At 55.1% G+C, this 24,397-nt stretch carries 24 protein-coding genes; 8 read left to right on the top strand and 16 right to left on the bottom strand.

Features of this window, described 5'->3' with window-relative positions; genetic code table 11:
• Positions 1-6 precede the first annotated feature (6 nt).
• Positions 7-630 carry a helix-turn-helix transcriptional regulator gene (locus BVC71_RS04040; RefSeq protein WP_086450675.1) on the bottom strand — a complete coding sequence of 208 codons (624 nt, stop codon included), beginning with the start codon at positions 628-630 and terminating at the stop codon, positions 7-9.
• Between the two features lie 123 nt (positions 631-753).
• Between BVC71_RS04040 and BVC71_RS04035 the strand changes: the two genes are divergently transcribed.
• From BVC71_RS04035 to BVC71_RS04025, 3 genes are all read left to right on the top strand, one after another.
• The gene (locus tag BVC71_RS04035; RefSeq protein WP_086450318.1) at positions 754-1,242 is read left to right on the top strand and encodes an autoinducer binding domain-containing protein; all 489 of its coding nucleotides are present in this window, start codon (positions 754-756) and stop codon (positions 1,240-1,242) included.
• A 74-nt stretch (positions 1,243-1,316) separates the two neighbouring features.
• A complete protein-coding gene (locus BVC71_RS04030) occupies positions 1,317-2,348 on the top strand; it encodes a FliG C-terminal domain-containing protein (RefSeq protein ID WP_086450317.1) in 1,032 nt (343 codons plus the stop codon).
• 65 nt (positions 2,349-2,413) lie between these two features.
• Complete coding sequence (locus BVC71_RS04025; RefSeq protein ID WP_086450316.1) at positions 2,414-3,301, top strand: lysophospholipid acyltransferase family protein; 888 nt, start codon at positions 2,414-2,416, stop codon at positions 3,299-3,301.
• On the opposite strand, the gene BVC71_RS04020 is transcribed toward BVC71_RS04025, so the two are convergent.
• Positions 3,298-3,999 (bottom strand): DUF1223 domain-containing protein, encoded by a 702-nt coding sequence (locus BVC71_RS04020; protein ID WP_086450315.1) that lies wholly within the window; start codon positions 3,997-3,999, stop codon positions 3,298-3,300. The genes BVC71_RS04025 and BVC71_RS04020 overlap by 4 nt on opposite strands.
• Positions 4,000-4,198: 199 nt before the next feature.
• Between BVC71_RS04020 and acnA the strand changes: the two genes are divergently transcribed.
• Complete coding sequence (acnA, locus tag BVC71_RS04015; RefSeq protein ID WP_086450314.1) at positions 4,199-6,952, top strand: aconitate hydratase AcnA; 2,754 nt, start codon at positions 4,199-4,201, stop codon at positions 6,950-6,952.
• Positions 6,953-6,989: 37 nt separating this feature from the next.
• Here acnA and BVC71_RS04010 read toward each other — a convergent pair whose 3' ends face one another.
• Positions 6,990-8,078: a Hint domain-containing protein gene (locus BVC71_RS04010; protein WP_086450313.1), complete on the bottom strand. Its 1,089-nt coding sequence runs from the start codon at positions 8,076-8,078 to the stop codon at positions 6,990-6,992.
• A 191-nt stretch (positions 8,079-8,269) separates the two neighbouring features.
• Between BVC71_RS04010 and BVC71_RS04005 the strand changes: the two genes are divergently transcribed.
• Complete coding sequence (locus tag BVC71_RS04005) at positions 8,270-8,734, top strand: DUF7684 family protein (RefSeq protein WP_086450312.1); 465 nt, start codon at positions 8,270-8,272, stop codon at positions 8,732-8,734.
• Here the strand turns inward: BVC71_RS04005 and BVC71_RS04000 are convergent.
• The 9 genes from BVC71_RS04000 to yajC are packed head-to-tail and all read right to left on the bottom strand — an operon-like array spanning position 8,731 to position 14,756.
• A complete protein-coding gene (locus tag BVC71_RS04000; RefSeq protein ID WP_086450311.1) occupies positions 8,731-9,270 on the bottom strand; it encodes a DsbE family thiol:disulfide interchange protein in 540 nt (179 codons plus the stop codon). The genes BVC71_RS04005 and BVC71_RS04000 overlap by 4 nt on opposite strands.
• On the bottom strand, positions 9,263-9,409 hold the full coding sequence (ccmD, locus tag BVC71_RS03995; protein WP_086450310.1) for a heme exporter protein CcmD: 147 nt from the start codon (positions 9,407-9,409) through the stop codon (positions 9,263-9,265). Before ccmD ends, BVC71_RS04000 begins: the two co-directional genes overlap by 8 nt.
• Positions 9,406-10,137: a heme ABC transporter permease gene (locus BVC71_RS03990; protein WP_086450309.1), complete on the bottom strand. Its 732-nt coding sequence runs from the start codon at positions 10,135-10,137 to the stop codon at positions 9,406-9,408. The genes ccmD and BVC71_RS03990 overlap by 4 nt, the downstream gene beginning before the upstream one ends.
• Before the next feature lie 24 nt (positions 10,138-10,161).
• Positions 10,162-10,818 (bottom strand): heme exporter protein CcmB, encoded by a 657-nt coding sequence (gene ccmB, locus BVC71_RS03985; protein WP_086450308.1) that lies wholly within the window; start codon positions 10,816-10,818, stop codon positions 10,162-10,164.
• Positions 10,815-11,429, bottom strand: coding sequence for a heme ABC exporter ATP-binding protein CcmA (gene ccmA / locus BVC71_RS03980; RefSeq protein WP_086450307.1), 615 nt, complete (start codon positions 11,427-11,429; stop codon positions 10,815-10,817). Before ccmA ends, ccmB begins: the two co-directional genes overlap by 4 nt.
• Complete coding sequence (locus BVC71_RS03975) at positions 11,429-11,782, bottom strand: Mth938-like domain-containing protein (RefSeq protein ID WP_086450306.1); 354 nt, start codon at positions 11,780-11,782, stop codon at positions 11,429-11,431. Before BVC71_RS03975 ends, ccmA begins: the two co-directional genes overlap by 1 nt.
• A 45-nt stretch (positions 11,783-11,827) precedes the next feature.
• Positions 11,828-12,796, bottom strand: coding sequence for a protein translocase subunit SecF (gene secF / locus BVC71_RS03970; protein WP_086450305.1), 969 nt, complete (start codon positions 12,794-12,796; stop codon positions 11,828-11,830).
• Positions 12,797-12,800: 4 nt separating this feature from the next.
• Positions 12,801-14,462: a protein translocase subunit SecD gene (gene secD / locus BVC71_RS03965; protein WP_086450304.1), complete on the bottom strand. Its 1,662-nt coding sequence runs from the start codon at positions 14,460-14,462 to the stop codon at positions 12,801-12,803.
• A 15-nt stretch (positions 14,463-14,477) separates the two neighbouring features.
• A complete protein-coding gene (yajC, locus tag BVC71_RS03960; protein WP_086450303.1) occupies positions 14,478-14,756 on the bottom strand; it encodes a preprotein translocase subunit YajC in 279 nt (92 codons plus the stop codon).
• A gap of 171 nt (positions 14,757-14,927) precedes the next feature.
• Between yajC and BVC71_RS03955 the strand changes: the two genes are divergently transcribed.
• On the top strand, positions 14,928-16,460 hold the full coding sequence (locus BVC71_RS03955) for a pentapeptide repeat-containing protein (protein WP_086450302.1): 1,533 nt from the start codon (positions 14,928-14,930) through the stop codon (positions 16,458-16,460).
• 60 nt (positions 16,461-16,520) lie between these two features.
• Here the strand turns inward: BVC71_RS03955 and BVC71_RS03950 are convergent, their stop codons facing one another.
• Positions 16,521-18,398 (bottom strand): PhoX family protein, encoded by a 1,878-nt coding sequence (locus BVC71_RS03950; RefSeq protein ID WP_086450301.1) that lies wholly within the window; start codon positions 18,396-18,398, stop codon positions 16,521-16,523.
• A 215-nt stretch (positions 18,399-18,613) separates the two neighbouring features.
• Between BVC71_RS03950 and serS the strand changes: the two genes are divergently transcribed.
• Together serS and BVC71_RS03940 are read left to right on the top strand one after the other, a co-directional pair.
• Positions 18,614-19,906 (top strand): serine--tRNA ligase, encoded by a 1,293-nt coding sequence (gene serS / locus BVC71_RS03945; protein ID WP_086450300.1) that lies wholly within the window; start codon positions 18,614-18,616, stop codon positions 19,904-19,906.
• Positions 19,907-20,027: 121 nt separating this feature from the next.
• A complete protein-coding gene (locus BVC71_RS03940; RefSeq protein WP_086450299.1) occupies positions 20,028-20,729 on the top strand; it encodes a tryptophan-rich sensory protein in 702 nt (233 codons plus the stop codon).
• Here BVC71_RS03940 and der read toward each other — a convergent pair.
• From der to BVC71_RS03925, 3 genes are read right to left on the bottom strand one after another with little or no spacing between them, the layout of a single operon-like run.
• A complete protein-coding gene (gene der, locus BVC71_RS03935) occupies positions 20,707-22,179 on the bottom strand; it encodes a ribosome biogenesis GTPase Der (protein WP_086450298.1) in 1,473 nt (490 codons plus the stop codon). The genes BVC71_RS03940 and der overlap by 23 nt on opposite strands.
• A 48-nt stretch (positions 22,180-22,227) precedes the next feature.
• Entirely contained in the window at positions 22,228-23,535 is a 1,308-nt protein-coding gene (locus BVC71_RS03930) for a PQQ-like beta-propeller repeat protein (RefSeq protein ID WP_240516770.1), read from the bottom strand.
• Between the two features lie 22 nt (positions 23,536-23,557).
• The gene (locus BVC71_RS03925) at positions 23,558-24,196 is read right to left on the bottom strand and encodes a hypothetical protein (RefSeq protein WP_086450297.1); all 639 of its coding nucleotides are present in this window, start codon (positions 24,194-24,196) and stop codon (positions 23,558-23,560) included.
• Positions 24,197-24,397 lie beyond the last annotated feature (201 nt).

Raw genomic sequence — 24,397 nt, 5'->3', positions numbered from 1 at the left:
AAACGTTTAGATCAGGCCATACGCCCGCGCGAGCGATGCAGCTTGGGCTGATGTATTAGCGCCCAATTTCGATTTCGCATTCTTTAGCCGCTGTTTGACCGCACCTTCGGTCACGCCCAATTCATGCGCAATCTGCTTCAGCCGCATGCCTTCGCCAATCATGGACAAGGCTTCGGTTTCGGCAAAGGTGATATTGCTGGGCGGCATACAGCGACGGTGTAGACGCTGAACACGGTCCAGCAGCATCGCCATTTCATCATCTGTAAATTCGCGATCACCGCGCAAGAACGATCCAAACGACCGCACGCCCTGCCCGCCCTCATCAATGCAGGCAACCGACACACCATAATTCAACCCGAAATCTTTGGCCTGTGCGATCACACCAAATGGATCGAACTGTTCCAACTCAGACCAACGCACTGTGCCTGTTTTTGCGTAAGCCCACCGAAAGACAGGATCCTGCACGACCATGCGGTTCGCTGCGTAGTGCTGCAGCCATTTGCGCGGCAAGGCGTTGATTTCCTCTAACGGGAAAGCGAAACCTACACGCAACGCAATATGGTGACCCAGCGGCGCGACTTTATTAATTTCTTGTGCATAGTCGCCGGTAGATGCGAAAACAAAACTCATAGCGCCGCCCTTTACAGACTTTTCAGTACTTTGTTTGCAGACGAACGTAGAATAGGTCATAGAGAACCGTACTCAGATGTACGCCGATAAGAACTAAAGAACCATTTCACCACACACAGCCTCATGACGACGACCAAATCCCAGATCAAATCGACCCTCACTACAGCGAAATCGCTATGTACGTCAGGGTTCGCCTTGGGGTTGCATGTTGTGTATACCGCACCTTCGATCATGCTGCAAACCTACAGGACAGATTGGACAGCCAAATATGTCGAAAAAGGCATGGTTGTCTCTGATCCGACTGTTCATTGGGCATTCCAAAACCGCGGCGCGGCGCGTTGGTCTGAGATGGACCTTCCCGACCCTCAGAACGTGATGCCTCAGGCAGCTGAATATGGTTTGGCCTATGGGTGCGTCACCAGCATTCAGCCAAAAGACGTCCAGTCGATGGGTTTTTTCGCCCGGGATGACCGCGAATTTACGGACGACGAAATCGAAACCTTGTTGGCATGTACACAAAAGATGCATGACTTGACCGATCCGTCCAAACCGCTCAGCATCGACATCCGATCCGATTTAAAATCACTGTCGGTGATGCTGACGACACCCTAATGGGGCAGCAAAATTAGGATTTAGTTTACCACAGGTTTGTATCCTTTAACGGTACTGACAAATGATGACCTGTGATGGCCGACGGACAAACTCTGACCCCTAAACCATTGCCCCGTAGACAAAAAGCGGCGGTGATACTTCAGTTTTTGCATGACAACGGGATCAGTCCTGATCTGGCAGAGTTGTCGGACGATGCGCAAATCGCTTTAACGCGCGAAATGGGATTGATTGGTCAGATCGACACGATGACCATTGATTGCGTGATCCGCGAATTTTTGGACGCCGTTGAACAAACAGGTATGTCCGGACCCGACGGGTTATCGGACGCCTTTGCACAAATCAGCGGAACATTGTCTGAAAAAGTTCAGGCAAAGCTAAAGGATGAAATTTCAGGAACCGACCCGTGGGGTGCAGTGCGCGCGCTGCCAACAGCGACATTGCGACAGATCTTGCAGACCGAAGGGATCGAAGTCGCGTCCATTATCCTGAGTCAGCTACCAGTTGATAAGGCGGCAGAAATTTTAGGCCAAATACCAGGTGAACATGCTCGACGGATCACCTATGCGATGTCCCGCACAAATGCCGTATCGGCACCGGTTCTAGGAATAATTGGGACAACCATAAACGAATCATACCAACGCACATCTGATCCTGTGTTTGGCGACACGCCACCCAAACGCCTAGGCGCTATTCTAACAGCATCACAAAGCCAGCTGCGTGAAAGTTTGTTAGATGACTTACACAAAGACGACCCTGCATTCACGCAAGAGGTTCGTCAGTCCATATTCACGTTTGCAGATATTCCCAGCCGCATCGCCCCGCCAGATGTGCCAACAATCATGCGGGACGTGCCACGCGACATTACAATTCCCGCCCTTGCGTGCGCCTTATCAATCGCCGGACCAACAACCGATGCCGCTGCTTATTTATTATCCAACCTGTCAAAACGTTTGTCCGAACAGATGAAAGAGGACATTGAGGCCGCCCCTGCCCCATCCGCCACAGAGGGAGAGCAGGCACAAGCGAAATTCATTTCCATGGTCAGCGATCTGGCATCAAACGGCGACATTGCCCTTATCCGCGCAGCAGCAACAGACGGCGCGTAATCTGTTCAAAAACTTGTCCTTTGGCGCGCAGCCGATTATCTGAATGCCAAACAACAGGATCGCGCATGGCGAAGAAAAAGAACAAAGGCCGCCGTTCTCCGGCTGATTGGATCACCGACAGAGTGTTGCGGGGGATCATCGCTGGGTTGTCTTTGCTGCCATACGCGCGCCGCGTTCGCCTAATGGGCGCGCTGACCCAACATTTCATCGGACCGATCGCGGGTTACAGAAAACGGGTTTTGCAGAACCTGTCCATGATTGATCCGTCTTTGGATATGAATACCAAACGGGCGATCGCAGCGGGTGTTTTAAACAACACAGGCCGAACGCTCATTGAAAATTATTCGGGCGCGCAATTTGGCGATCATCTGTCTGATGCCGAAATTATCGGTGATGGTTTAGACGCTGTAAAACAGGCACATGCTGAAAATCGGCCCGTCCTGTTCGTAACTGGTCACTTCGGTAACCACGAAGCGCCACGCCAAGTGTTGACGAAAATGGGCTACTCTATCGGCGGACTATATCGCCCGATGAAAAACGCCTATTTCAACGAACACTATGCGAAAACAATGACTGAAATGTCTGGGCCCGTCTTCGCCCAAGGGCGCCGCGGCACAGGCGGTTTCGCCCGTCATTTACGATCCGGCGGCATGGGCACATTGCTGTTTGATGTCGCTGTACGCGATGGCGTTATGATTGATTTTCTAGGCAAACCTGCACGCACAGCCACTTCTGCGGCCAGCATCGCACTGCGATCAAAGGCCTTGTTGGTACCCTATTTCGGAATTAGGCAAACAGACGGCCTATCGTTCAAGGTTGTGGTTGAAACGCCCATTGAACATAGCGATCCCGAAACCATGATGACCGAGCTCACGCGGCGATTGGAAAAACGGATATCTGACAACCCCGAACAATGGTTCTGGGTCCATCGCCGATGGAAAGACTTTTCCTAATCCGCTTGCGCCGCTGCAACGATCACGCCGGGCCCTTGTTCCTGCAGCAAGACGACAATCGGGTTGTCCGTATCAACGGTCATCGAAATGTCCAAAGGCGATTGGGCTGACCAATCCGCAACATCGTCCCAGCTTTGTACGATGTTGTGGTATTCGACTGTTTTACCTGCGTTTTCACCGCTTTCGATGTCGACATTGGCATTTGCCACATAGGACACCACAACAACATCCAGCGCCTTGGCAAAGCTTTGCGCGGATACGGCTTGGACCCGTAGCGTGTCGCCAGAACGGCTGATCGTTAGCTCTGCACCGCCTTGCATGTTAGCAGTGTCGCGGATCTGATCGGCCAGCTGCATCGCCTCTGCCCCGACGACGTGGTTCACACCGCCCACGACAAACTGAGGTGTGTAGATAGACCGCGCACCCGCCTGTATCGCGTATGCTTTCTGCCTTTCCGTGAACATTGGGTCGGCGAATTCGTCTTTCCAACCGATGTAATCCCAATAATCGACGTGTAATGCCAACGCGATCACATCATCACGTTCTGCCAAATCAGCCAGAATTTCATCGGCGGGTGGACAGGACGAACATCCCTGAGAGGTAAATAATTCAACCACTACCGGCGATGTGTCTTGGGCTATGGCTGGCGTCGCTACAGCCGCTGTCATCAACATTGCCGATACAAGGTTCCGCATCATTTATCCCACCTAAAGTTGCTTTATGAACACTAGACGAAACCTTGCGCACACTCCAATCAACGAATTGCGAGTGTTTGACATGAAACTGCAAAATTACGGTATACAATCGCATACATTGCATAATTAAGCTATTGTAATGGCCTGTATCCACACTAGTTTTTAGTCATAGCTATTTGCCAAAAACAAAAGGACGTATCAAATGCCTATTCAGGTTGGCCAAGATACCGCCAAAACCCGCCGCACATTGACGGTTGGCGACAAATCAATTGCCTATTATTCCATTCCCGCTGCCCAAGAGGCTGGCTTGGGTGATTTCACTAAGTTACCTGCATCGCTAAAGGTTGTTTTGGAAAACCTTTTGCGGTTCGAAGACGACGGTTTTTCGGTGTCGGTGGACGACATCCGCGCCTTCGGCGATTGGGCGAAAAACGGTGGTAATAACCCGCGCGAAATCGCGTACCGCCCTGCCCGCGTGTTGATGCAGGATTTCACTGGCGTGCCTGCTGTTGTTGACCTTGCCGCGATGCGCGACGGGATCAAAGCCTTGGGCGGCAATCCAGAAAAAATTAACCCGCTGGTGCCCGTTGATCTGGTGATTGACCATTCGGTCATGATCGACGAATTCGGCAACCCACGTGCGTTCCAGATGAACGTGGACCGCGAATACGAACGCAACATGGAACGCTATCAGTTCCTGAAGTGGGGACAGACCGCGTTCCAGAATTTCCGCGTTGTGCCGCCGGGCACAGGCATTTGTCACCAGGTGAACGTTGAATATCTGGCGCAAACCGTTTGGTCGGATACGGACCAAAACGGCGATATGGTTGCCTATCCTGATACATTGGTCGGCACAGACAGCCACACAACCATGGTCAACGGCATGGCCGTTCTGGGCTGGGGCGTTGGCGGGATCGAGGCAGAGGCCGCAATGCTCGGCCAACCGATCTCCATGCTGATCCCCGAAGTCGTCGGTTTCAAACTGACTGGCGCGATGGTCGAAGGCACCTCTGGCACCGATTTGGTTCTGAAAGTCGTTGAAATGCTGCGCGCCCACGGCGTTGTTGGCAAATTCGTCGAATTCTACGGCGATGGTTTGGACAATCTGCCACTGGCGCAACGTGCGACGATCGCCAACATGGCACCTGAATACGGCGCGACCTGTGGTTTCTTCCCTATCGACGCTGAAACCCTGCACTACATGGAACAGACTGGCCGCGACAAAGATCGCATCGCGTTGGTCGAAGCTTACGCAAAAGAAAACGGTTTCTGGCGCGGTGCGGACTATGCGCCGATCTATTCGTCGACCCTGGAATTGGACATGGGCACCATCGTGCCTGCGATCTCGGGTCCGAAACGTCCGCAGGATTACGTCAAACTGTCGAACGCATCGGATGCGTTTATGAACGTCGTCAACGAATATCGCGGCATCGACACTTCCATGGCTGCCGAAGCGATGGAGGCCGAAGCCCCCGCTCCGACCCCAGTCGAGGAAAAAGACCCACGTAAATCGCACCCCGTCGAGGGCGCCGATTACGAACTGCGCGACGGGTCGGTCGTGATTGCGTCGATCACATCCTGTACCAACACATCCAACCCCTATGTGATGATCGGCGCGGGTCTGGTGGCGCGCAAGGCAAACGAACTGGGCCTGACCCGCAAACCTTGGGTCAAAACATCGCTGGCACCAGGATCGCAGGTTGTGACCGAATATCTGAACGCGGCTGGCCTGCAGGACGATCTGGACGCGCTGGGTTTCAACCTTGTTGGCTATGGCTGTACGACCTGTATCGGTAACTCTGGCCCGATCGCGCCTGAATTGTCCAAGGCGATCGCGGACGGCGATCTGATCGCAACGTCCGTTCTGTCGGGCAACCGCAACTTTGAAGGTCGCATTTCCCCTGACGTGCGCGCGAACTATCTGGCATCCCCACCGCTGGTCGTGGCCTACGCCATCGCGGGCGACATGAACATCGATCTGTCAAATGATCCGATCGCTCAGGACAAAGACGGCAAAGACGTCTTCCTGAAAGACATCTGGCCCACCGACGCCGAAATCGCCGAACTGGTGGACAAGGTCGTCACTCGCGAAGCGTTCGTTGAAAAATACGCGGATGTTTTCAAAGGCGATGAAAAATGGCAAGCGGTCGAAGTCTCGGGCGGCGAAACCTATGACTGGCCTCCGACCTCGACCTACATTCAGAACCCACCCTATTTCCAAGGCATGTCCGCAGAAAAAGGATCCATCGAAAATATCGAAGGCGCAAAGGTTCTGCTGATGCTGGGCGACATGGTCACGACAGACCACATTTCGCCAGCGGGGTCATTCGCGCAATCCACGCCTGCGGGTCAGTATCTGATCGAACGTCAGGTAGCGCCGCGCGAATTCAATTCCTACGGATCGCGCCGCGGTAACCACGAAATCATGATGCGCGGCACCTTTGCCAACATTCGGATCAAAAACGAAATGCTGGACGGCGTCGAAGGCGGCTATACCAAAGGCCCCGATGGCGAACAGACTTCGGTGTTTGACGCATCGATGGCCTATCAGGAACAAGGCACCCCGCTGGTCGTATTCGGCGGTGAACAATACGGCGCGGGATCGTCTCGTGACTGGGCGGCCAAAGGCACCGCATTGCTGGGTGTAAAGGCCGTGATCGCGGAATCGTTTGAACGTATTCACCGATCCAATCTGGTTGGCATGGGCGTTATCCCGTTTGAATTTACGGGCGGCGACACACGCAAAACCCTGAACCTGACGGGTGATGAAACCGTGACGATCATGGGGCTGGACAGTGTGAAACCGCTGCAAACAGTTCAGGCCGATATCACCTATGGTGATGGCACCACCAAAACGATCGACATCAAGTGCCGGATCGATACAGCGCCCGAAATCGAATACATCGAAAATGGCGGCGTTCTGCACTACGTGCTGCGCAATCTGGCAAAAGCCTAAAACAACAAAGCCCCGCCTATTTGGCGGGGCTTTTATTTTATTGGTGTTCGAAACTGCGCCCGATTACGGGGCTATCCAGTTTTTCGAACTGACGTTCGCGATCATTCGCCCACCGCAGCAATTCACATTCACGTTTGGTCAAACACATCCGCGCGGACGGCCCATAGGCGTCCCATCCCGCATGCAACTGCGGCAATGCATCAAACAATGCATCACGGTCCGCAGGTCGTATCAAACGCAGGGATTCCGGCCCCGGCAGCAAGCTTTCGCTAAGCATCCCATCAGCCATAATGACTTCGTGTTGGTCTAACGCGAAATGGCAATACTGCACCAACGCGCGCGGTTCAGACCGAATGGTCGTCCCGTTGACCAAATGTTTGGCGGGTGCGAAAACTTCGTCCGCGGCGAACAGCATATCAACCATTTCACCGTGTAGCAAAATGCGGTGATTGGGCGACACGTAGACCGGCACATCGTTATCAAACAGCCCAGCTTCGATCCGGATGGGCGCGTTTTTACCGGTGCCGATGGCAAACTGTGATCCGATCCAGCGCACCTGTTGGGGGCCGTGGTCCAGCGTTTCGACGAAATCACCCACCTTGATCTGTTCGACAGGCACATAGCCGCGCGTGGTTTCGATTTCGGTGCCAGCCACATAACAGACAAACATCTGATCAACGGCAGAGACATGGATGCCAGAATATTCGACCTCGTTCCACGTGCCCAAGGTGATGCTGGTCACGCCTGAATAATGGCCCTCTGGGATTTCATTATCCAACAAACGCACGCCGTACATACCATTGGTAAACAGCGTGACTTCCATGTTCACCGTATAGGTCGTGCCGTTGTGAACAATGGTGGAACCGGTATAGAGCGCGACTTCGTGCGGGGTCAGTGTCATTGACGGGCCGGTAACGGTTTCTCCGCCGTTGATCGGACCACCATCAATATCGGCGTCATATATCAGACCGTCGTTATTCCAGTCGTTAAGTGTGATCTCAACATAGCCGGACGGATCAACGGATAAACCGTCGCCGCGATGATCCAAATTGTTACCGGATAGAATATTAAACCCTGGCCATGTGCCAGAATAATCAAACCATCCCCAGCTTTGAACGTCTGCCATTTTTACACCAAACTACTCGTTATGTTGTGTAACGGCAGCGCGGTGATCGCTTTTAGGGAGAGTGACAAAACAGCGGCAAAAAATTCCTGCACAATTTATCCACAGACTTATGCCTAGGCTAAGTGACTCTATCCACAGGATTCCCCCCGAATCTGGTTTGCCGAATCCACAGGCCAAAGCGACTTTGGGGTATGGATATTCAATTCGCACATATGCGCCTTTCGGCAGACGACGCTTACCCGCCATTACCTAGCGAACGGGCCTATGCCGTGGTCGTCATCGCCCACGAAGAAACCTCGGCCTTTTGGCGTCGCGGATTGGCTGAACGCATGGCAACTGGTGCCTGTGTGCAGGCAAATATCTGGGGCGAAGACAGCGAAGATTGGGAAAATGATATCAATGCAGCAAACGCATTGGCCATCATGACCGAAGAACGCGCCGAATATTTCCCCGACATCGTGGTCAGCTGTCAATCCATGCGCCCGATCGACGACGTATTCGATTTCGCGACCGCGCATATGGGCACGACCGAAGCGGAAGAGCTATCGTTGCTGATCGTTCTGGAAATCGGCACGCCCGCCTACCAGCACAATCTACAGGCTATGGCGTACCGGTCTGCGGCTGAATTTGGCGCGATGGCGCGACTGGCCTGTTAATCGGCCAGTGCGTTTTCCAAGGCGGGTAAAAATCGCTGTTCATAGTCCGACCCTACCAATGGGCCAATGAACCGGAACAGCACTTTGCCATCCCCATCTATAATGAACGTCTCTGGCGGCGCAGTGACGCCCCAGTCAATCGCGACCCGTCCCGAACGGTCAAATCCTGTCGCGACAAACGGGTTTCCCAGTTCCTCTAGGTACTCAGCGGATGCCGTTTCGGTATCGCGGAAATTAACGCCGACAATGCGGTATCCCTGTTCGGCCAGATCATGCAAAACGGGGTGTTCGGCGCGGCACGGCGGACACCAGCTGGCCCAGAAATTCACGATGGTGATTTCGCCGGTTGTCAGCGTTTCAACGGTCGCCAATTCGGTCCCCGGCACGGATTGCGCGGGCAAAACAGGCGCGTCACGGCCAATCATCGTCGATGGCATATCGTCATCACTGCCCCAGAACATACCGCCCAAAAACAACGCAGCAACGCCCGCAAAGGCGATCGGCGGGATCAGTGCAAGTTTCGGAAACTTAGCCATTTTTACCCTCAATCTCTGCCAGTCGCGCCTTTGCTTTGGTGCTTTGGCGCAGGGAAATGACAACTAGCCCGACCAGCAGCGTGATGGTCACGCCATAGCTGGCCCAAACGTGGAATGTGTGTTTTCCGAAATCAATCATGACTGTCTCCGATTGCGAGCCTCGAGCGCATCTGCGCGGCGCAGGCGGATTTGAGTGTTTGTGCGGATCAAAACCAAGGCCACAAAGAGCAGGACAAAGCCCCCCATCGAAATGACCGAAGGCCACCAGAACGACGGGTCAATGTGCGTTTCTTTGTCCGCCGAAAAGGTTGAATCCTGATGCAAACCATTGCCCCAGAACCGCACGGCATAGCGCGACAACAGCGCGAACAGCGATCCGACGATACACAGAACAGACGTCAGATCGGCAGCGGTGTCGTTATCTTCGATCGCGGACCACAGCGCGATGTAGCCCAGATAGAACAAAAACAGGATCAGAAACGATGTCAGGCGCGGCTCCCATGCCCACCATGTGCCCCAAGTTGGCTGGCCCCAGATGGCCCCCGTTGCCAGCGCGATCACGGTCATCACCATGCCAATCGGCGCCGCTGACTTCGCGGCCAATGCCGATACGTGGTGGCGGCGCACGATCCAGATGATGGATGCGACCATCATCATCAGCCATGCGTTAATCGCCATCAGGGCCGATGGTACGTGTACAAACAGGATTTTCACCGAATGGCCAAAATTGATCGCTTCGGGCGTTAGAAATAGCCCCCAGCACAGGCCGACAGTGATCAAAGCCAACGATCCATACAGCGCCCAAGGCGCAATCGGAGTCGTCGTGGCCATGAATTTCTTTGGATTTGCGTATTCCCAAATCGACATCGGTTCCTCTTTCTTCGGTCGGCCCTAGCGCAGGTTAACGCGCAAGGCGGCTGCGGCCGCAATAGGCAAAAGGGCGAATGCCCCCGCCGTGATCCCCGCCAGCATAACAAACGGCGTTTGTACGGCCATTGCTTCGGCGCCGCGGCGGACGGCTTCGGCACCGAAAATCAGCGTCGGAACATATAAAGGTAGCACAAGCAGCGACAGCAATAGGCCACCACGTCGCAGGCCAACGGTCAGCGCCGCGCCGAATGTTCCGATCATCGACAATGCAGGTGTACCCAGCAAAAGCGACGCGAACAAATAGCCATAAGCCTCTGGTTTCATGTGCAAAAGGATACCCAAGGCAGGCGCAGCCAGTGTCAGCGGTAAACCAGTCGTTACCCAATGCGCCACAGTTTTGGCCAGCACTGCGCCTTCTAACGGCAGCGGCGACGTGGCCAGCAGCGCAAGCGATCCGTCTTCGAAATCCAGCGCGAAAATACGGTCCAGCGACAACAGACACGACAGCAACGCCGCGACCCACAAAATGCCAGGCGCAATGGGTTCGAGAACGGCGCGGTCAGGGCCAACGCCAAACGGGACCAGAACGACAACGATCAGGAAAAACGCAAGGCCGAGCCCGAACCCGCCCCCTGCCCGCACGGCCAAACGCAGGTCGCGAATGAACAGCGCGATCACAGGAACGCCTCGTCGCTGGATCCCAGATCGTCGATGGCAGCGCGATAGGGTTCCAGATCCAATTCGCGCGCCGTCAGGCCCAGATCGATATGGGTTGCGATCACGGCAATACCACCGTTCGCCAAATGACGGTTCTGGATAAAGTTCGCAAATAATTTCACCGAAAACCGATCCAGCGACACGGTCGGTTCATCCAAAAATAGCACTTTGCGTTTGATCACGCCCAAACGGCCCAGACCCAAACGGCGTTTTTGGCCCGCCGATAATGTGCCCGCAAACCGTTCGCGCAGGTCCGCCAGATCGAAATCCGTGTAGACGGTTTCGGGCACGTCGGTGCCGTAAATATCCGCCCAAAAGGCCAGATTTTCGGCAACGGTCAACTGCGCCTTGATCCCGTCGGCATGGCTGGCATAGGCAGTGTCCTCTTCATCCACCTGAATGTCGCCCGATAGCGCGGGCTGCAGGCCTGCCAATGTGCGTAGCAAAGTCGTTTTGCCGATCCCGTTCGCCCCGCGCAGGATCAACGCCTGCCCGTCTGGCACATCGAACGACACGTTCGACAAAACAGGGCGTCCACCGCGTGCGCAGGTCAGGTTATCAACGCGCAGCATCAGATAGGCAGGATCGCCAGCGCAACGCGGCGACCTTCGGACAGAAGAACGTTAAAGGTACGGCAGGCGGCCGGTGACGCCATCGTTTCAAACGCAACGCCCGCCGTTTCCAATGCGGTGCGCAATTCGGCTGGGATATACGCGATGTTTTCGCCAGTGCCGATGAATACGACGTCGGTTTTGTCTTTCATCGCGATCAGCGCATCCGCGTCGTCAAAACCACCCCAAGACGCCACTCCGGTCGAGGTTACAACCAACGGGCCTTTGAACACTTCTCCTCCGATACGGAAAAAACCGGGGCCGTAGCCGTCGACAGGCTTTGCATCGGTAAAGACGACTTCGTTCAGGCGCATTGCTAATCCTCTAGATGGTCAAGGGCCGCGAACGGCCCCTGAAAATTACGTATCCATGTCCATGAACTGGTTTCCAGTGGGTTTCTTTTCCTTGGACCAGTCACGTTTGACACCCAACATCAATACGATGTTTTTCGCCACATAGATCGAAGAATACGTACCAACGATGATACCCCACGTGATAGCGAACACAAATGACCGGATCACATCGCCGCCCAGAACCAGCAGAGCGATGAGCGCGAGCAGTGTGGTGCCCGAGGTCATGATCGTACGGCTAAGGGTTTCGTTGGCCGACATATTCAGGACGTCCACAAGCGGCGTGTTTTTGAATTTAATCAAGTTTTCACGCGCACGGTCGAACACAACCACGGTGTCGTTGATCGAATAGCCCACGATGGTCAACAGCGCTGCAATCGTCGCCAGATCGAATTTGATCTGGAACACGGCCCACAGACCAATCGTCAACGCAACGTCGTGGATCAGCGCCACAACGGCACCCACAGCAAACTGCCATTCGAAACGCAGCCAGATGTACAGAACGATCACGACCAGCGCGGCCAGAACCGCATAGACCGCTTTCTGAATCAATTCGCCCGATACCTTTGGGCCGACCGATTCAACAGAGGCAAAGGTGACCGCTGGATCAATCGCAAGCAGCGCAGCGCGAACGTTTTCAACGGTGTCTTCGGCGATGCTTTCTTGGCCCTCTTGAGCCTGAATGCGGATCATCGCAACGTGCTGATCGGCGTCAAAGGTTGGATCGAACACCTCGGTCACGACGATATCGCCCAGCCCCAATGGTTCAATCGCAGCGCGGTAATCCGACACGACGATTTCATTGGTGGAATCCGTACGGATCGTTGTGCCACCGCGGAAATCGATGCCGAAATTCAGTCCGAACAAAAAGAACGCGATCACCGACGCGATGACCAACACGACCGATGCACCGAACGTAGCAGGCGCAAAGCGGAAGAAGTTAAAGTTGGTGTTGTCTGGAATTAAACGTAGCCGCATTGGATCACACCTCGATGGATTTTGGACGGCGGCGTTGGAACCACCAGACGATGAACAGACGGGTCACGAACAACGCCGTAAAGACCGAGGTGACAATGCCGATACCCAGCGTGGTCGCGAAACCGCGCACGGGGCCGGAACCCACGAACCACAAAATCGCAGCCGTTAGGATCGTGGTGATGTTCGCATCTACAATCGCGGACATCGCGCGTTCATAACCCAGTTCGATCGCGCGCGCTGGACCTTTGGCAGTTTTCAGTTCTTCGCGGATGCGTTCGTAAACCAGAACATTAGCGTCAACCGCCATTCCCATGGTCAAAACGATACCCGCGATACCCGGCAGCGTCAGCGTCGCACCCAGGATCGACAGTGCGCCCATGATCAGGCAGACGTTCAACACCAATGCGACATTCGCGATCCAACCGAACAGGCCATAGGTTAGCCCCATGAACACCATGATCAGCGCGAAACCAACAATCGCCGCCATTTTACCGGCCTGAACGCTGTCCGCGCCCAGCTCTGGCCCGATGGTCCGTTTTTCTAGGAAATCCAGACCCGCAGGCAAAGCGCCCGCACGCAGCAGAACCGCCAGATTTGTGGATTCTTCGATGGTGAACGACCCCGAGATAATACCCGAACCGCCCGTGATCGCTTGACGAATGGTCGGGGCGCTGATGACTTCGTTATCTAGGACGATAGCGAATGGCGCGCCCACGTTTTCGGACGTGTAGGTGCCGAATTTACGTGCACCCGCAGGGTTGAAACGGAACGACACAGCAGGCTGGCCGTTCTGGTCAAAGCTGGGCTGCGCATCAACCAATTCTTCGCCCGAAACAACCGCGTTGCGTTCCAGCACGTAATAGACGCCGTCTTCTTCGACAGAAGGCGCCAAGAAATTGCCCACACCTGGGCTTTGGGTCGCATCGGTTGTGCGGCCAACCACAGGATGGAAATTCAACTGCGCCGTGGTGCCGATCCAGCCCTGTAGTTCCTCGGCGGATTTGGCGCCGGGCACTTGGATCAGGATGCGGCTGTCGCCCTGACGCTGAATGCTGGGTTCGCGTGTACCTGCGGCGTCAATACGGCGGCGAATGATTTCCAACGCCTGTTTAACGGTGCGATCATCGCTTGCCAGTTTTTCCGCATCCGACAATTCAACTGTGATTTCATTGCCTTGCGATGTGACCTTTAACGTCGATGCACCTGCACCGGTCAGCGTCACAACAGGTTCGGACAGACCGCGCACCAATTCAACCGCACGTTCAATGCCAGCGGCTTCGCTGATACGGACGCGCAAAACACCCGGCTCGGAATCTTCACGGGTGATGAACCCGACGGTATCGCGTTCAGCGGCCAGTACGTCACGCACCTCGGGCCACATGGCATCGATGGTGGTGGCGTATACCTCTTCGACGCGAACCTCGGCCAGCAGATGGGCACCGCCGCGCAGGTCCAGCCCCAAATTCACAAGGTTGCTAGGCAAAAACGAAGGCCAAAGCGCAACATCCGCTTCAGCCTGTTCAGTGGAAATCCCACTGTCGATCAGGGCCACAGCATCATTGTGCTGTTCAACCCGACCGTAGAAAAAATTCGGCAGTGTAAAGATAACCCCGGCCATGAGGACCAGTAGGATCAAAACCTGTCGGAATCGCGAAATCTGGAGCATATCCGGGGCCTTACCTTACTTTGCTGGTTCGGTTTTGTTCACTACCTGAGTGATGGTCGAACGCACAACGCGGACCGAAACGCCAGCCGCGATTTCGACTTCGACTTCGTTGTCGTCTTTGACTTTCGACACTTTACCGATGACGCCGCCTTGGGTGACAACCTGATCGCCACGGCGCAGCGCAGCCACCATTTCCTGATGTTCTTTTACCTTTTTCTGCTGAGGACGGATCAGCAGGAAATACATAATCCCGAAGATCAGGATAAAGGGGACGATACCTTGAATGGCCTCCATCGGGCGCTCCTTCGTTTATGGGTTATGCGGGCCCACCCCGCAAAGTCGCGGCACGTTATTCCGCCCATGAAAGATTGGCAACCGCAGGCAGAGGCGTTCTGTTCACATCCTTGCGCAAAGGCAGGCGATCCGCTTTAGTCCACGCACGTTTTGCGTGTGAAAGACTTTTGAATGCCTGAATTTACGTTCCATTTTCCGCCCGTCAGCTATTCCGACTGGCTGCCCATCGTTGTGCTAACCATCATCGCGGGCAGTTTTGCGATTTATCGGATCATGCCGACGCCTGATGCGAAACGCGATCCGCTGATTCTGCAAAAAGAATTGGGACTGGCAAAGCTGCCAATCGCGTTTTTTGTGTTGGGCGCGATCATTTGGTCTTTGATGCTGTTCGCGTCGGTCGTCGGATTACTGTGGACGATCTACGAAGCACTGCAAAACATGAAACCGATTACTAACGAAGATCAGTTGGCGCTTCGTGGGGTCCTTACAACGTTCGCGGCAATGGCAGCGACATTGGGTGCTGTTGTCGCCTTTCCATTTACGCTGATCCGCATTCAACATTCGGCAAAACAAAACGACCTAACAGATGAACGCCTATTCAACGACAAACTGAATGATGCGTCCCAAAACCTGGCCGCGTGGCGCGAAGTGACTGAGGTCATCGGCGAAGGTGACGAACGAAAAGTTCTAACGACCCGCGAACCCGATCTGGTAACCCGCGCCACCGCGATTGATCGTCTATTCGGTCTGATTAAAGAACGCCCAGAGGAAGCCAGCCGCATCGCCGCGATGCTGTCGCTTTATGTGCGCGAACACACCGTTCAGGTCGGTGACAAAATCCCCGATGTACCCGCCGAACCAACGCCCGAAAATGCGTCGGCGAATGAGCTGGAGGATTGGGCGCTAAATCTGACACCCAAGCGATCAGATATTCAGAAAGCAACACAAACAATTGGTTTAATTCAAAAACATGTGGGTAAAGCACTAAGAAAAACAGCAATAAATTTGCGCGGCGCCAACCTACAGGGGATGGACTTAAGCGGCCTAGACTTCAGCTTTGGCAATTTCGAGCACGCTCAAATGCAGGGCGTTAACTTTAGTTCATCCGAACTAATCGGAGCTTCACTAGCGAATGCGGCGCTGCAAGAGGCCGATCTTTCAGCGACAAGTCTAATTAAGGCCAATTTGGATGATGCAAAATTGATCGGAGCAATTCTTGTAGGGGCAAAACTCAATGAAGCAAATCTAACAGAAGCTAGGTTGCGGGGCGCTGATTTGCGAGGTGCACACTTGAAACGGTCTGAACTTTTTGCAGCCGACTTTCGTTTTACTGATTTACAAAATGCAGAGTTGCAAGGGGCAAACTTAAGCTTCTCGGACTTGCGAGGTGCCGATCTCAGGTTGGCAATTTTAGACGGAGTAACATTCAGAAGAACCGAAATAGACAAGACAACCGACTTATGGCGCACATCGCTTAGAGGCGCCTGTATGAATAAAATGGAACCAAGCCAGCTACAGAAACTCACTTCGTATCGAAAAGTGGCATTTGGAGATGGTACCAATAACTGCTCCCCTTGGCCCGAACATTGGCCCAAAGAAATCCTCGCCGTGTATGAATTCAACAGATCATGGCGCGATTGGGTTGCGGAAAATCATCCGGACGTCCTCAAATATTTGCCCGAAGACGTCCGCAATTTAAAATAATCCGCAAAAACCAAAGGGGCCGCAGGTGCGGCCCCTTCGTTTGTTCTGTGACCTACGGCCTTAGCCGACGGTTGCGCCGTCTTTGCGCCAGACGGCGACAACTGCGCTGCGCGGTTTGCCGGTGTTGTCGGGCCAGCTACCGCCTGGGTGCTGAACGCCGACAAAGGCAACCTTGCGATCCGCAGACCAGCACAGGCCTGTGACCTCTGCCCCGTTTGGAACGGTCATGAAACGCGCGATTTCGCCGGTCTCTGGGTTGCCAACCAGCATCTGGTTGTTGCCTTGGCCTTCGAATTCGCCTTCGTTGCTATCGTCACCATCGGTCTGGATCCACAGCATGCCTTCGCTGTCGAATGCCATACCGTCGGGCGAGTTGAACATGTTGCCCGCGTTCACGTTGTCCGACCCTGCATAGGCGTTGTCGTAAACGGTCGGGTTGCCCGCCATCACGTACAGGTCCCAAGTGAATTCGGTAGACCCGTGGTCTTCGTTCGCTGGGGTCCAGCGCACGATCTGGCCGTAGTTGTTCGTCTCGCGCGGGTTTGGACCCACGGCTGGGGTGTCGTCGCCGCCAGCGTTAGGTTTCACGCCGCGGTTTTTGTTATTGGTCAGGGCACAATATGCCTCGACCTTTAGCGGGTTGCAGGCCACCCATTCAGGACGGTCCATCGTGGTCGCGCCAACAGCGGAACCAGCCATACGTGCGAAGACCAGAATTTCCTCTGCCGACATGCCCGTGGTTTCCGGCGTCAGAGCCAACCATTCGCCCGTTTGATCGTCGTTGAATTTCGCAACATACAGTTGGCCGTCAGACAGCAAGCCTTCGGTCGAACCGCCGTCCGTGTAGATGCCGTTGGACACATATTTATAGATGAATTCGCCGCGTTCATCATCGCCCATGTAGACAACAACGCGGCCATCAGCGGCCTGAACCATTTCCGCATTTTCGTGTTTGAAACGACCCAGCGCCGAATGTTTCACAGGGGTCGAGGTCGGATCAGCAGGATCGATTTCAGTGATCCAGCCGTGGCGGTGCGGTTCGTTCGGTTCGGCCGTCAGATCGAAACGCGCATCGAATTTTTCGTAGGCATAGCGGCCTTCGCCGCCGATACCGTAACGGGTGTAGCCTGCGCCGACGGGCTCTGCCCCTGTTGCACCGAAATAACCGTTAAAGTTTTCTTCGCAGGTCAGATACGTGCCCCACAGGGTTTTGCCCGAACCACAGTTGTTCATGGTGCCCACAGGCGACATGCCCGCAGGGTCAGCGTTGGTTTTAACCAGATCGGTGCCAGCTACAGGGCCGTCCATGGTCATCGGAGTGTCATGGGTGATGCGGCGGTTGTATGGGCTGTCGATGACGACCTCGTAACCGTTGCCGTTATCAGCAACTTCCATCACGGTCACGCCTTGCAGGTTTTTCAGCAGGGTGACTTCGTCCGCAGAGCGCGGGGTGCCTTCGGCGTCGGCTGGCAGGTTGATTTTTGGGTTCACGTATTCAGAGTTCACAGCGATCAGCTGTTTGCCGTCCACCTCAAACAGTTCCATCCCGTCGGTGTTTTCGCCGAACACTTTGTCCGACATATCGGCCGACACGCCGTTTTCTGCGTCATAAGCGCCGTTCGCTTCGGAAAACAGCGCGTCGCCCCAGCGGACCAGCGTTTTCCACTGATAGCCTTCTGGCACGTGGATGTCGTGGTCGGTCGCGATGCCGATCGGCGCGAATTTGAATGCAGCCGCCTGTGCGTTTGCGGATGTCGCCGATCCCATGACCGACCCCATAACAGCAGCGCCAGAACCGAATGCCAGAACGCCGCCCAGAAACCCACGGCGCGAAATGGCGCGATCGACAACAGCGTCAAATTCGTTGGCGTCAGGGCGCGGGTCGCGCAGTTCGTCAAAATCGTCCCAAGACAGATCTACATCTTTAATATCGGTCATTTTCTGGCCTATTCATTGCAGCTGGAAATTTTGTGCACCCAGTGGTGCATGGCCGCGCTGATAGGCGGGTTCCGTGACAGTCCTGCGAAACCTAGGTAACGAAATTATTAAAAGTGACACCCGATATTGAACGGTGCCACTGCGTTGCCTTGGCTCTTTAGTTTTGAAATTTCACATGCCATAAGCGCAGCGTCATTAAACAAGAGGACGAACCCATGCATGACATCCGATTCATCCGCGAAAACCCAGCCGCATTTGACGCAGCGCTGTCGCGTCGTGGAGCGTCCCCGATGTCGTCAGAGGTTCTGGCACTGGACGAAGCGCGCCGCGCGCTGATCCACGCCGCTGAAACAGCGACCGCCGAACAGAACAAAGCGTCCAAAGAAGTCGGCGCTGCCAAAGGCCGCGGTGACGAAGAAGAATTCCAGCGTCTGCGCGCCTTGGTCGCCGAAAAAAAGGCTGAAATCGCAGCCATGAACGAAGAGGCCAAACAAAAGGACGTCGAACTGACGAACCTTTTGCTGACCATTCCGAACATGCTGTACGATGACGTCCCCGAAGGCGCATCCGAAGACGACAACGTTGAAATCGGCCAGTGGGGCACCCCGCGCACCTTCGATTTCAAACCTGTTGAACATTTCGAATTGGCGTCCGTTCAGGGCGGCATGGACTTTGAGGCGGGCGCGAAACTGTCGGGCAGCCGTTTTGTTGTGCTGAAAGGCGGCGTTGCGCGTATCCACCGTGCGCTGGCGCAATTCATGCTGGATTTCCACGTCGACAACCACGGCCTGACCGAAGCCATCACCCCCGTCATGGTCCTAGAGGACATGATGTACGGCACAGGCCAGCTGCCGAAATTCGGCGAAGACAGCTATCAAACGACCAACGGCTGGTGGCTGATCCCAACGGCAGAGGTCACGCTGACCAACCTTGTGAACGGCGATGTGGTTGATGAATCCGCGCTGCCGATGCGCTATGCCGCGCACACCCAATGTTTCCGTTCCGAAGCAGGTTCCGCAGGCCGCGATACGTCGGGCATGCTTCGTCAGCACCAGTTTGAAAAGGTCGAAATGGTGTCGATCGTTCACCCCGACGAATCCGAGGCAGAACACGCCCGCATGACCCGTCAGGCCGAAGCGATCCTAGAGGCGCTGAACCTGCCATATCGCACCATGAAACTATGCGCAGGCGATATGGGCGCAGGCATGAAACGCACCCACGACCTAGAGGTATGGTTGCCCGGTCAGGACAAATACCGCGAGATTTCGTCGGTTTCGACCGCAGGCGATTATCAGGCCCGCCGCATGAACGCGCGTTTCAAACCGACCGAAGGCGGCAAACCACAGTTCGTTCATACCCTGAACGGTTCGGGTCTGGCTGTAGGCCGTACCCTGATCGCAGTTCTGGAAAACGGTCAGAACGCGGATGGATCGGTCACTCTGCCCGACGCGCTGCACCCATATCTGGGCGGCAAAACAACGCTGACCGCCGACGGCACATTGGCCTAAGGCCGCACAAAAACGAAAATCAAAGCGGGCGCCATGCGTCCGCTTTTTTCGTTTTAAAATCGGGAAATTGCTGAAACCTGCTCTATCTTTGCGGTAACGCAACTTAGCAAACAGTTTTCCGATGCAACGCCTATTACCCTATATAACCGCCCTATTCACCGCGACCTTTGTTTTGGCCCCTTTGGTCACCGCGCCGTTCACAGGATACGAGGCCGACCAAATCCCCGTGTTCATGGATCAGCCCCCTATCCAACCCGCTGGATACGCGTTCAGCATTTGGGGCCTGATCTATAGCTGGCTGGTGCTGTCAGCGGTCTATGGCCTGATCAAGCGGCGCTATGACGGCGCATGGCAGATCACACGCGGGCCACTAGCGCTAAGCCTTGCCCTAGGCACGCTGTGGCTGGCAATTGCAAACGCAACCGTGATCTGGGCGACTGTGATCATCGTCATCATGGCGGGCCTTGCGATCCTTGCCCTATTGCGCAGCCCATTCAAAGACCGCTGGTGGCTCAAGGTGCCTGTCGGGCTATATGCAGGCTGGCTCACGGCGGCGTCCTGCGTGTCGTTTGCCATCATGATCGCGGGCTATGACATCATGTCCTATCAGGCCGCATCGATCCTGTTCCTGATCATCGCCATGATCGCTGCCATCGCGATCAAACTGATGCCGCCATCGGGCATTGCCTATGGCGCGGCGGTCATCTGGGCATTGGTCGGGGTCATAATGCAAAACAGCACCGACAATCTGGTGATGTCAGTGCTGTCTGTGATCGGTATTCTGGCAATCGCCGCAGTGATTATTCGCCGCGATTTTGCTTAAGGTGTTTGTGCAAACGACCGGTCTGTTTTTTCTTCTTGTTCTTATATGGGTTCTTTTCACCCTGATCACGAAGGAACAAACGGATCGGCGTCCCTGGCATATCAAAGTCAGCCCGCAAGCCGTTGATTAGATAGCGGTTATAACTATCAGGCACCTTATCTGGGTGGGACGTCATCACCACGAACTGCGGCGGACGGGTTTTCACCTGCGTCATGTAACGCATTTTAATACGCTTGCCCTGCGGTGCGGGCGGTGGGTGTTGTTCCAGCATACCAACCAGCCAACGGTTCAACGCGGATGTCGACACGCGGCGGTTCCACACCTCGTAGGCTTTCATGATCGCCGCGTTCAAACGATCCAAACCTTTGCCCGTTTTCGCAGAAACCGTGACCATGGGCGCCCCGCGCAACTGAGGCAGCAGTCGTTCGAATTTTTCGCGCAGGTCTTTTAGCTTTTCCTGCTTTTCGTCCTCTAGGTCCCATTTGTTTACGGCAACAACAACGGCGCGGCCTTCGCGTTCGGCCAAATCGGCGATGCGTAGATCCTGCTGTTCAAACGGAATTTCCACGTCCAGCAAAACCACCAGAACTTCGGCGAATTTCGCAGCGCGCAAACCGTCAGAGACCGACAGCTTTTCCAGCTTTTCCTGAACCTTGGCTTTCTTGCGCATACCAGCGGTATCAAAGATACGCATCGGCACGCCGTCCCATTCGGTTTTCACCGAAATCGCGTCGCGAGTGATGCCAGCCTCTGGGCCGGTCAGCAGACGCTCTTCGCCAATAATTTTGTTGATCAGCGTCGATTTACCCGCGTTCGGACGCCCAACTACCGCGATCTGAAGCGGTTTTGCGTCGGTCGGCATTGGGATGGGTGGTTCGTCGCCTTCTTCGAAATCATCCCAGTCTTCGATGTCCACATCTACGTCTGGCATATCTTGGGCGGCGCGTTCGGCGAACTGTTCCGAAATCGGAATCAGCGTGTGATACAATTCGTCCAGACCTTCGCCGTGTTCGGCGGACAGACGGATCGGATCGCCCAGACCTAGGCTATAAGCCTCTAGCACACCGCCTTCGCCTGCGCGGCCTTCGGCCTTGTTCGCGGCCAGAATGACGTTGGCGTTTTTCTTTCGCAGGATATCGGCGAACACTTCGTCTGATGGTGTGATACCCGCGCGGGCGTCGACCAAGAACAGACAAACATCGGCCATTTCAACCGCGCGCTCGGTCAGGCGGCGCATGCGCCCCTGCAACGAATTATCGGTCGCTTCTTCCAAACCGGCGGAATCGATGACGGTAAAGCGTAGGTCGCCCAAACGCGCGTCACCTTCGCGCAGGTCGCGCGTCACGCCCGGCTGGTCATCGACCAAAGCCAGTTTTTTACCGACAAGGCGGTTAAACAACGTTGATTTGCCCACGTTCGGGCGACCAACGATCGCAAGTGTGAATGTCATGGCCAGAGCCCTTTCAGATCAAGATCGGGGCGATACACCAATTATTGATCAACGAAAAGCCAACAATTGCCCGTCTTTGTTCACAACGTATAAAACTCCGCCCGCTACAACAGGAGCAGACGCCGCCCCAGAGGGCAATTCGATTTGACGGGCCAGCGCGCCCGACACAGGGTCAAACAATCGCAATGCGCCATCAGACGACGCCACAATCACGTGCCCACCCGCAACAACGGGGCCATAGTGCGCAACCGCGGCGCGGGATTTACCCATACGGCGTTCGATCAGGTCAGGCATTTGCACGGCCCAAACCACATCACCCGTGCGGGCATCGATCCGCACCAATTCATTGATGTCATTGACTGCAAACACAGAACCGCCCACAGGATAGACCGTGTTCACGGCACCTTCTTGTGCGGACCAGCGGCGTGTTCCGTCCGACAGGTTCAACGCCACGATCATTCCGGTGGAGTTGCCATAATATACGGTCGAACCATCAACCACAGGACCTGCGGTGATGCCATCCAACGCGTTCAGGGCATACCCCAGACGTTCACCGCCAACGCTGTCGGTCCAACGGGTCATGCCGCCGTTTTTGAATGCGCCGACCAATTGACCTGATGAGAACGGAAAGATTGCATATTCGCTGGTTACCGCGACGCCCGGCCCATAGCCGTATTGAGCGGCGACAGGATTGCTATTCTTTGTGTAGCGGATTGTGCCATCTTCAGCGTCGATCGCCCAAGCGCGGTTATCTTGGCCAACGACATAGACAACACCGCCCTGATAGGTCGGTGCAGATGCGCCAGATGCGCCCAGATCCTGACGCCAGATCACACCGCCATTCGCAGGCGACAGCGCGATAAGTTCGCCAAACGCGGTGGTCGCAAAGATCATACCGCCACCATAGGCCAGTGCAGCGCCAGATAGCTCGGTTCGTTCGCCCGCTGGCATCAATGACACCGACCAAAGCGCAGCGCCATTTGTCGCTGTAGCGGCTAGATTCAGTGCCGCATCGACCGTGTAGACCACACCGTCCACGACGATTGGATCGGCTGTGATGCGGTTACGGCGGCTGTCCCCCTGCCCGATGCTCGCAGCAAAAGCCAAGGTCGGCGTTTCCGATAAGGCTAGGTGAGGCATGTTGTGGGTGGCCGATCCGCCACGATGCGTCCAATCGGCGTTCGCGACCTGCGCACCTAATGAAATCGGGGCCGCAATATTCGCGGTTTCGACCTGCTGGGTCGCCATGCCGTCACGGATATCCAGACGTTCGCCTGGCAAAATCACGTCACGTTGACCACATGCCGCCAACATAGCCAGAGCGCATCCGGTGCCCATAATCGTTTTGAATGTCACTGCCTGCACTCCGACCGTGTAATTATTCTGCGGCCTGACCGCCAAGCGCCACAATCAATTGTCCAATGCGATTGCGCAACCCCTGGCTGGCTGTCGCGTCGGCGGAAATCGCCTGTAGCGTTTCAATCGCTGCGTCCACGTCGCCCATCTGCGCCTGTGCAACTGCGATCTGTTCACGCGCCAACATTGCGAATGGCGCGCCCGGAACGGCGAGCGTTTCGAAATTCGCAATGCGGTCTTCGGGGGATTCGTCAGCCGATTGCAAAACCAGCGCTTTGAAACGTCCCAGCTCGCGATAGATCGGGCGAGCGTCCTCTAACCCTGCCAGCGCGGTATATGCGGCGATCGCGGCGTCATTATCGCCGTTCTCTGTCGCCGCAACGCCTGTCAGCATCAATTCGACAACATCCTGCGGCAATTGGGCCAATGCCTCTTGTCGCTGCGCCCATTCGTTTTCCTCTAGCGCCGCAAAAATTGCATCGCCTTTGGCTTCTGCGGCGGCTCCCTGTTGGGAGGCACGGAATTCCACATATGCAGTTGCGCCGACCAAACCGACAACAGCCAGTGCAGCAATCCAACCATATTTACGGATGTATCCGAACAGCTGGTCGCGGCGGACTTCGTCGTTCACCTCGTCGATGAAACTTTCGTTGTTGCTCATGTTTATTCTCGGTTTTGTCGTAATCTTTGCTTTGTCTTACCCAAAACATGAATAGAATGCCAACGGAATTGGGCGTCGATTGACGTCGGGAGGAGCGCGGCATGCCGCATTATTTTAATCTAAACGAAATAGTTTAACGTATATTCGCTTAAATCGGTGTATTTACCGCCGATAACTAAACTGAGAACGCGGCACGTTTCA

This window comes from Marivivens niveibacter (assembly GCF_002150005.2).
Lineage (GTDB): Bacteria > Pseudomonadota > Alphaproteobacteria > Rhodobacterales > Rhodobacteraceae > Marivivens > Marivivens niveibacter.
This window is presented reverse-complemented; position numbering and strand designations above follow the sequence as displayed.

Coding starts and splice junctions, on each gene's coding strand:
- secD (WP_086450304.1), bottom strand. CDS start 14,462: ATGCTCCAGATTTCGCGATTCCGACAGGTTTTGATCCTACTGGTCCTC.
- BVC71_RS03955 (WP_086450302.1), top strand. CDS start 14,928: ATGCCTGAATTTACGTTCCATTTTCCGCCCGTCAGCTATTCCGACTGG.
- BVC71_RS03990 (WP_086450309.1), bottom strand. CDS start 10,137: ATGTCGATTTGGGAATACGCAAATCCAAAGAAATTCATGGCCACGACG.
- serS (WP_086450300.1), top strand. CDS start 18,614: ATGCATGACATCCGATTCATCCGCGAAAACCCAGCCGCATTTGACGCA.
- BVC71_RS03975 (WP_086450306.1), bottom strand. CDS start 11,782: ATGCGCCTGAACGAAGTCGTCTTTACCGATGCAAAGCCTGTCGACGGC.
- yajC (WP_086450303.1), bottom strand. CDS start 14,756: ATGGAGGCCATTCAAGGTATCGTCCCCTTTATCCTGATCTTCGGGATT.
- BVC71_RS04010 (WP_086450313.1), bottom strand. CDS start 8,078: ATGGCAGACGTTCAAAGCTGGGGATGGTTTGATTATTCTGGCACATGG.
- BVC71_RS04020 (WP_086450315.1), bottom strand. CDS start 3,999: ATGATGCGGAACCTTGTATCGGCAATGTTGATGACAGCGGCTGTAGCG.
- ccmD (WP_086450310.1), bottom strand. CDS start 9,409: ATGATTGATTTCGGAAAACACACATTCCACGTTTGGGCCAGCTATGGC.
- der (WP_086450298.1), bottom strand. CDS start 22,179: ATGACATTCACACTTGCGATCGTTGGTCGCCCGAACGTGGGCAAATCA.
- secF (WP_086450305.1), bottom strand. CDS start 12,796: ATGCGGCTACGTTTAATTCCAGACAACACCAACTTTAACTTCTTCCGC.
- BVC71_RS03925 (WP_086450297.1), bottom strand. CDS start 24,196: ATGAGCAACAACGAAAGTTTCATCGACGAGGTGAACGACGAAGTCCGC.
- BVC71_RS03940 (WP_086450299.1), top strand. CDS start 20,028: ATGCAACGCCTATTACCCTATATAACCGCCCTATTCACCGCGACCTTT.
- BVC71_RS04035 (WP_086450318.1), top strand. CDS start 754: ATGACGACGACCAAATCCCAGATCAAATCGACCCTCACTACAGCGAAA.
- BVC71_RS04000 (WP_086450311.1), bottom strand. CDS start 9,270: ATGGCTAAGTTTCCGAAACTTGCACTGATCCCGCCGATCGCCTTTGCG.
- ccmA (WP_086450307.1), bottom strand. CDS start 11,429: ATGCTGCGCGTTGATAACCTGACCTGCGCACGCGGTGGACGCCCTGTT.
- BVC71_RS04030 (WP_086450317.1), top strand. CDS start 1,317: ATGGCCGACGGACAAACTCTGACCCCTAAACCATTGCCCCGTAGACAA.
- acnA (WP_086450314.1), top strand. CDS start 4,199: ATGCCTATTCAGGTTGGCCAAGATACCGCCAAAACCCGCCGCACATTG.
- BVC71_RS04025 (WP_086450316.1), top strand. CDS start 2,414: ATGGCGAAGAAAAAGAACAAAGGCCGCCGTTCTCCGGCTGATTGGATC.
- BVC71_RS04005 (WP_086450312.1), top strand. CDS start 8,270: ATGGATATTCAATTCGCACATATGCGCCTTTCGGCAGACGACGCTTAC.
- BVC71_RS04040 (WP_086450675.1), bottom strand. CDS start 630: ATGAGTTTTGTTTTCGCATCTACCGGCGACTATGCACAAGAAATTAAT.
- BVC71_RS03950 (WP_086450301.1), bottom strand. CDS start 18,398: ATGACCGATATTAAAGATGTAGATCTGTCTTGGGACGATTTTGACGAA.